Genomic DNA, 7454 nt, shown 5'->3' on the forward strand with positions numbered 1-7454 from the left:
CTTAATCCGTCACCGCCCGACCCAAACAAAAACGAGCCTCAGATGAGGCTCGTTATATGATCCCGAAACTGTGGGACAGCAGTGGCCCGCAGGCGCTTTTTTTGTCAGGCAGTAATGATTAACCGAAGTAGGAAATCATCACACCCGCGGCTACCGCAGAACCGATAACACCGGCCACGTTAGGACCCATCGCGTGCATCAACAGGAAGTTCTGAGGGTTAGACTCCAGACCTACCTTGTTCGATACACGAGCAGCCATTGGTACCGCAGATACACCCGCAGAACCGATCAGAGGGTTGATCGGATCTTTGGTCAGAGCATTCATCAGCTTAGCCATCAGAACACCTGCTGCAGTACCCACACAGAAGGCAATCAGACCCAGTACGATAATCGCCAGGGTGCTGCCATTCAGGAAGGCATCAGAGCTCATTTTGTAACCAACGGACAGACCGAGGAAGATGGTCACGATGTTGATCAGGGCGTTCTGAGAGGTATCGCTCAGACGCTCAACCACACCGGATTCCTTCATAAGGTTACCGAAGCAGAACATACCCAGCAGCGGTGCTGCAGATGGCAGCAGCAGTGCTACCAGAATCAGCACGGCGATCGGGAATACGATCTTCTCGCCCTTAGTCACTTCACGCAGCTGCACCATGGCAATCTTACGCTCGTTCTCAGTGGTCAGAGCTTTCATGATTGGTGGCTGAATCAGTGGTACCAGTGCCATGTAGGAGTATGCCGCAACCGCGATCGCACCCAGCAGTTCAGGCGCCAGTTTCGATGCAATAAAGATCGAAGTCGGGCCGTCAGCACCACCGATAATACCGATCGCTGCAGCCTGCTGCATGGTAAAGTCCATCAGACCTGCATCAGTCAGCAGTACCGCACCAGCAACGGTACCGAAGATACCGAACTGGGCAGCTGCACCGAGCAGCAGTGTCTTAGGGTTTGCCAGCAGAGGGCCGAAGTCAGTCATCGCACCTACACCCATGAAGATCAGCAGCGGTGCTACACCACTGGCAATCGTCACACTGTAGAAGGTGTACAGCATACCGTTGTCGAAGCCTGCACCAGCACCCAGTGCCAGCGCTTTCTTGTACAGAGTCGCTTCAGCATTGTGGTATGCGTGCAGTACATCATGAACGGTTGCATCGGCCGCCAGGCTGAACAGATCACGGAACTGTGCCAGCAGAGAAGCATCACCGGTGCGGATTGCTGCTTCTGCAGCAGACCATCCCAGACCTGCGCCCGGGATGTTTACCATCAGCGTACCAACCGCAATTGGCAGCAGCAGCAGTGGCTCAAAACCCTTCTTGATTGCCAGATACAGCATCAGGAAACCAACCAGCATCATAATGACCTGGCCAGACTCCATGTGATACAGACCGGTATCGTGCCAGAGGTTAATCAGACTTTGCATGATTGCCTCCGTTAGCCCAGGGTGTACAGAGTGTCGCCGACTTTAACAGCCACACCTTCTTTGGCTGATACGCTGCCGATGGTACCGGCACGTGGAGCACGCACTTCAGTTTCCATCTTCATCGCTTCGAGGATAACGACAACGTCACCTTCAGCCACTACATCGCCTGGCTGAACCAGCACTTTCCAGATGTTACCGGCCAGAGGGGCACCGATAGGATCGCCACCACCTGCTGCAACCGGAGCAGCACCCGCTGCAGGAGCGGCACCGCCCATGCTCAGAGGAGCGCCGTTAACCGGAGCCAGTTCCTTAACGTCACCGCCTTCGTCTACTTTCACTACGTATTCGTTGCCATCAACGGTTACGGTGAAGGTATCTTCAGCGTCACCTTTCGGAGCTGGTTCGAATGCATCCGGGTTGCCACGGTTCTCAAGGAACTTAGGAGCAATCTGCGGGAACATTGCGTAAGTCAGAGCATCGTCGATCTTGTCAGCAGACAGTTTGAAGCCTTTATCTGCAGCCAGTTTCTCAACGTCAGCAATGACTTTATCCAGTTCGTTTTCGATCAGGTCAGCCGGACGGCAGGTAATAGCTTCTGCGCCGTCCAGAACACGAGCCTGCAGCTCGGCGTTCATCGGAGCAGGTGCAGCACCGTATTCGCCCTTCAGGATGCCCTGAGTCTCTTTAGAGATAGACTTGTAACGCTCACCGGTCAGCACGTTCAGTACTGCCTGAGTACCAACGATCTGGGAGGTTGGCGTTACCAGAGGGATATAACCCAGGTCTTCACGTACACATGGAATCTCTTTCAGAACTTCGTCGAACTTGTCAGAAGCACCCTGCTCGCGCAGCTGGTTTTCCATGTTGGTCAGCATGCCGCCTGGCACCTGCGCAACCAGAATACGGCTGTCGGTGCCTTTCAGGGCGCCTTCGAACTTGGCGTACTTCTTACGCACTTCACGGAAGTAAGCAGAGATTTCTTCCAGCAGGTTCAGGTCCAGACCGGTGTCACGCTCGGTACCAGCCAGAGCAGCAACAACAGACTCAGTAGCAGTGTGACCGTAGGTCATGGACATAGAAGAGATCGCAGTATCAACACGGTCGATACCGGCTTCTACGGCTTTCAGAATGGTCATGTCGGACAGACCAGCAGTCGCGTGAGCGTGCAGCTGAACTTCCAGATCAGTCTGACCTTTCAGACGGGAAACCAGTTCGAAAGCAGCATAAGGAGTCAGAACACCCGCCATATCTTTGATGGCGATGGAGTCTGCACCCATGTCTTCGATACGCTTGGCCAGGTCTACCCAGGCATCCAGCGTGTGCACAGGACTGGTGGTATAGGACAGAGTCGCCTGAGCGTGTTTGCCCTGTTTTTTAACCGCCTGCAGAGCAGTCTGCAGGTTGCGTGGGTCGTTCATGGCGTCAAATACGCGGAACACGTCAACGCCATTAGTGGCGGCACGTTCTACGAACTTCTCAACCACGTCGTCAGCATAGTGACGGTAGCCCAACAGGTTCTGGCCACGCAGCAGCATCTGGTGCTTGGTGTTTGGCATGGCCTTTTTGAATTCGCGGATACGATCCCATGGATCTTCCCCGAGGAAGCGGATGCAGGAGTCAAAAGTCGCGCCACCCCAGCTTTCAAGAGACCAGTAACCTACCTGATCAAGCTTAGAGGCGATTGGCAGCATGTCGTCAATGCGCATGCGGGTCGCGAGGATGGATTGGTGAGCGTCACGCAGGACGACGTCGGTAATTCCTAATTTTTTAGAATCGGACATGGGTGATGGCCTTTTCTTCCGTTAACGTTGTATACGTTTGGGTTGTTATATACCGCAGGCTACTTTTGGCGCGCGCGATGTTCTTTTACCGCTGCTGACAGAACTTTCAGCAGTTGGGGGTCAACACCACCCTGTTGCGGTACGGCAGCACGGGCGGGGGCCGGTGCGACTTCCTGTACAGGGGCGATCTTGTTTACCAGCTTGGACATGATATTGGTTACAAACACCAGCATCGTCAGGAAGACGAATACGACGCCCATACCAAAGATCATGAGTTCCAAACCCTGTGCGACGAGACTTGGCTCAGACATGCAGGGGGCTCCTCTTTTTTAATTATTCCTGTGCTCTTTTACCCTTACGAACGGACAGGGAGGCCCCTCCCGTAAGGGAAATAAAACCGCCGTAGGTTACTGAAAAGGTGGTTGCAAAGCAACCAGCCCCCACAGGGCATCACTGGCCAGAATGCGCTTTCATTGACCTCCGTCGTGGCCTGAACGACATAGTCACGTTCTGGTGCCTGACCTGCGCCAGAGCTATACTGCGCGCCTTCAGTAACCGCCCCAGTATCCGATTCATGTCCGCAAGCTTCACCGGAACCCTGCCCTTTCAGCACCAGCCAGACCGGCCTTATATAGCTCTGGCACCGATGGAAGGCCTGATGGACCATAATCTGCGCGACATCCTGACCCGGGTTGGCGGCATTGACCACTGCGTCACTGAGTTCGTGCGCATCACTCACCAGGTTTATCCGTCGCGCGTTTTCCGCCGTTACTGTCCGGAGCTGGACAACCCCGGCGAACTGCGCGGTAAAACCGCTGCCGGCACACCGGTGCATGTGCAGCTGCTGGGCAGCGACCCGCAACTTATGGCGGAAAACGCCGCTAAAGTGGCAGAACTGGGCGCACCGGCAATTGACCTGAACTTCGGCTGTCCGGCGAAAACCGTCAACAGCAGCCAGGGCGGCGCCGTATTGCTGCAGTATCCTGACTTGCTGAACCGCATCGCCACGGCGGTACGTGCAGCGGTACCTGCCCACATTCCGGTCAGTGCCAAAATGCGTCTGGGCTTTAAAGACAAAACACTGGCCATTACCAATGCTGAGGCACTCGCCGCTGGCGGCATTCAGTGGCTCACCGTGCACGCGCGCACCAAAACCGAAGGCTATAAACCGCCGGCCTACTGGGATCAGATTGCCCGCATCAAAGAGCAGCTGAGCATACCGGTACTGGCCAATGGCGAGATCTGGACGCCACAGCAGGCGCGTCAGTGCATGACAGAGAGCGGCTCCGACCTGTTGATGATTGGTCGGGGTCTGGTGGCGGTACCCGACCTGGGTCTGCGCATCAAAGCCGACCATGGCCACCTGCAGCATGACAACCTGAGCTGGCAGCAACACCTGCAGCTGATGTATGGCTTAGTACCGCACCTGGCACACCTGCCGGATAAAGCGCAAACCGACAGGCTGAAACAGTGGCTGCACTACTTTTCTATGCAGTCGATTGAGGTGCGGGCAGTGTTTGAACGCATTAAGCGCCAGCGAGAAACCGCAGCGTTTTTTAAGGCACTGGAACAGGCCATTGTGGATGTGGCAGCGCAGCCGCCAGAGGAAGGAGCCTTTGCTGCGTATCAGCACAAAGGCTTTTGAATGGTGGAGTGCTGCTAAAGCACTCCACACAGAAGATCAGGCTTTCTTAACGTACTTCTGAGTCACTTTCAGCGAGCCGATACCTGGAATCTTACAGTCGATGTTGTGATCATCCGGACCTTCAACCAGGCGGATATTCTTGATCTTGGTGCCCACTTTCACCACCGACGAAGAGCCTTTGATCTTCAGATCCTTGATGACAGTTACGCTGTCGCCATCGGCCAGAATCGCACCATTCACGTCACGAACCACCAGACCTTCTTCCGCGCTTTCGCCATCAATCGGCCACTCATAAGCGCACTCAGGGCACACATAGCTTGGGCCATCTTCATAAGGGTATTCGGAGTTGCACTTAGGACAATCTGGCATGGTCGTATCTCTGCTGACAATGAATAAGGAATGCCGCCGGGCATAACGTGGGCGCTATTATGCACCAGATTGAACACTCGTTGGTGAAAACCTTACAAAAAGTAATGCTGCGAGCGCGCCGCTCTGTTCACCCACAGCGCAATCCAGTAGGCTCACTGCAGGTCCGATTCAGTTAGTGTTAACAGGGCCAAAGAAAGGAGAACCGCATGAATAAACTGTTGGCCGTACTGATCTGTACCGGTTTACTGAGCGCCTGCGACAGCAATGAAGTGGGCGATGTGTCGTTAGGGGTATTCACCACCAAAGACATCAAACTTGATTTTCTCAACGACCCGATTGTCACCGGCGTTACCTGCCATGTTGCTTCTATTGAAGCAGATCTGGATTTTTCTGACCCCAGCGACAGTTCTATTTCCTGCCGTCAGACCGGTGAAATCACCGCCGCCATGATCGCTCAGATTGATAAGAGCAAATCCGGTGAAGTGGTGTTTAAGAAGTCGAAAAGTATCTTCTTTAAAAACATGAAAGTGCGCCGTATTTTCGATGCCGACAATCAGACGCTGATGTACGTATCCTACTCTACCAAAGAGACTGCAGGCAGCTACAAACACAGCTTATCCACTGTACCACTGTGGGGAACACAGGCCTACCAGGCACCCGCTATCAGCAATACAAAGCCAACTAACTGATGCGCAAAAAAAGCGCAGCCTGGCTGCGCTTTTGGTGGCAATCTGTCACATCGTCTGGTCTTCCAGTACCGCATCAATATCACTGGCGCTATGCCTTTCCGCCAGTTGAACCTCACCCCAGGTACGATTAACCAGTCGCCCGCGTTTCACCGCCGGGCGCTCTGCCAATGCGTCAGCCCAGCGCAATACATGGGTGTAGGTATGGGCTTCGATAAACTCCGCCGCCTCATACAAACCACCCTGCACCAGCACACCATACCAGGGGTAAATCGCCATATCTGCAATCGTGTATTGCTCACCACAGATAAACTCGCGAGTCGCCAGATGCTGATTCAGTACGTCAAGCTGGCGCTTGATTTCCATGGTGTAACGGTTAATCGGATACTCGTATTTTTCCGGCGCATAGGCATAAAAATGACCAAAGCCGCCGCCCAGCATCGGAGCGCTGCCCATCTGCCAGAACAACCAGTTCAGGCACTCGGCTCGTTCTGCCGACTGCTGTGGAATAAAGGCCTGAAATTTGTCTGCCAGATACAGCAGAATGGAGCCCGACTCGAACAAACGCACTGGCGGATTGACGCTGTGGTCCATCAGTGCCGGAATTTTGGAGTTCGGATTCACCTCAACAAAGCCTGAAGAAAACTGCTCACCTTCGAGAATATTCACCAGCCAGGCATCGTACTCAGCCTCACGGATGCCAGCCTGCAGCAGCTCTTCCAGCATGATGGTGACTTTCACACCATTGGGCGTCGCCAGTGAATACAATTGCAGCGGATGCTCGCCAAGCGGTCGCTGCTGTTCGTAGGTGGCACCAGCAACCGGACGATTAATACTGGCGAACTTCCCGCCATTGCCCTCCTGCCACTGCCAGACCTTAGGTGGGGTATAAACCGGATCACTCATACATATCTCCCTGAAAAGCTGCGCTGTTGATAGTAAAGCAGTCTACGGGCCTGCGTGCCGGCGACCAGCCTTGATCGTGGTAAAGACTGTTGCAGCGAGCCAGCCTACCTCTCAGGGGAGATAGCCGGCCATGTGATTCAACAGCAGAATAACGATTTCCATGACGGAGCTTCCCCATGTCACAACCTCTTTCTCAGGGCACGCCACGGGCAGTCATTCTGCCAGCACCCGCCAGCGGTGATGCCGAAGAATACTATCTGGATGCCGACAAGCTGATCAGCGGTAACCCGAAGCAAAGCCTGTGGCTGGAATATCAGGACCCGTCAGGCCAGTTCTTTGCCGGCGTCTGGTCCAGTGAGGTCGGCGAGTGGCGGGTGAATTACAACGAAGAAGAATACTGCCGGATTATTTCCGGCATCAGTACCATGACCGACAGCGAAGGCAATGCCACCACGGTTAAAGCCGGTGACGAATTTGTTATTCCGGCCGGTTTCAGCGGCGTATGGAAGGTGGTTGAAACCACCACCAAGCGCTTTGTGATTTATGAAAAGGCCAGCTGAATACCACTGCTGTCCCACAGTTTTAAAGATATCGGTTTTCTATAAACGACTTTTAAATCCGCAATGCCTGCTGCCTCCCAGGGGAAC

8 protein-coding genes are annotated in these 7454 nt (G+C 54.2%); 3 read left to right on the forward strand and 5 right to left on the reverse strand.

Translation table 11 applies throughout. The features are described 5' to 3' along the window. Positions 1-118 precede the first annotated feature (118 nt). The 3 genes from I9W95_RS08045 to I9W95_RS08055 are packed head-to-tail and all read right to left on the reverse strand — an operon-like array spanning position 119 to position 3512. Complete coding sequence (locus I9W95_RS08045) at positions 119-1420, reverse strand: sodium ion-translocating decarboxylase subunit beta (RefSeq protein ID WP_225673669.1); 1302 nt, start codon at positions 1418-1420, stop codon at positions 119-121. Positions 1421-1431: 11 nt separating this feature from the next. Beyond that, complete coding sequence (oadA, locus tag I9W95_RS08050) at positions 1432-3201, reverse strand: sodium-extruding oxaloacetate decarboxylase subunit alpha (protein WP_225673671.1); 1770 nt, start codon at positions 3199-3201, stop codon at positions 1432-1434. 59 nt (positions 3202-3260) lie between these two features. After that, entirely contained in the window at positions 3261-3512 is a 252-nt protein-coding gene (locus I9W95_RS08055) for an OadG family protein (RefSeq protein ID WP_225673673.1), read from the reverse strand. 263 nt (positions 3513-3775) lie between these two features. Here I9W95_RS08055 and I9W95_RS08060 point away from each other — a divergent pair, with 263 nt between their 5' ends. After that, positions 3776-4846: a tRNA dihydrouridine synthase gene (locus I9W95_RS08060; RefSeq protein WP_225673675.1), complete on the forward strand. Its 1071-nt coding sequence runs from the start codon at positions 3776-3778 to the stop codon at positions 4844-4846. A 36-nt stretch (positions 4847-4882) separates the two neighbouring features. Here the strand turns inward: I9W95_RS08060 and I9W95_RS08065 are convergent, their stop codons facing one another. Next, on the reverse strand, positions 4883-5215 hold the full coding sequence (locus I9W95_RS08065; RefSeq protein WP_225673677.1) for a zinc ribbon domain-containing protein YjdM: 333 nt from the start codon (positions 5213-5215) through the stop codon (positions 4883-4885). A 206-nt stretch (positions 5216-5421) separates the two neighbouring features. Between I9W95_RS08065 and I9W95_RS08070 the strand changes: the two genes are divergently transcribed. Further along, positions 5422-5904: a CreA family protein gene (locus tag I9W95_RS08070; RefSeq protein ID WP_225673679.1), complete on the forward strand. Its 483-nt coding sequence runs from the start codon at positions 5422-5424 to the stop codon at positions 5902-5904. 45 nt (positions 5905-5949) lie between these two features. Here the strand turns inward: I9W95_RS08070 and yghU are convergent, their stop codons facing one another. Then, positions 5950-6807 (reverse strand): glutathione-dependent disulfide-bond oxidoreductase, encoded by an 858-nt coding sequence (gene yghU / locus I9W95_RS08075; RefSeq protein ID WP_225673680.1) that lies wholly within the window; start codon positions 6805-6807, stop codon positions 5950-5952. A gap of 176 nt (positions 6808-6983) precedes the next feature. On the opposite strand from yghU, the gene I9W95_RS08080 reads away from it, so the two are divergent. Next, positions 6984-7367: a cupin domain-containing protein gene (locus I9W95_RS08080; RefSeq protein WP_225673682.1), complete on the forward strand. Its 384-nt coding sequence runs from the start codon at positions 6984-6986 to the stop codon at positions 7365-7367. Positions 7368-7454: the final 87 nt, after the last annotated feature.

The sequence above is a fragment of the Thalassolituus marinus genome (assembly GCF_020320395.1).
Taxonomy (GTDB): domain Bacteria; phylum Pseudomonadota; class Gammaproteobacteria; order Pseudomonadales; family Oceanobacteraceae; genus Venatoribacter; species Venatoribacter marinus.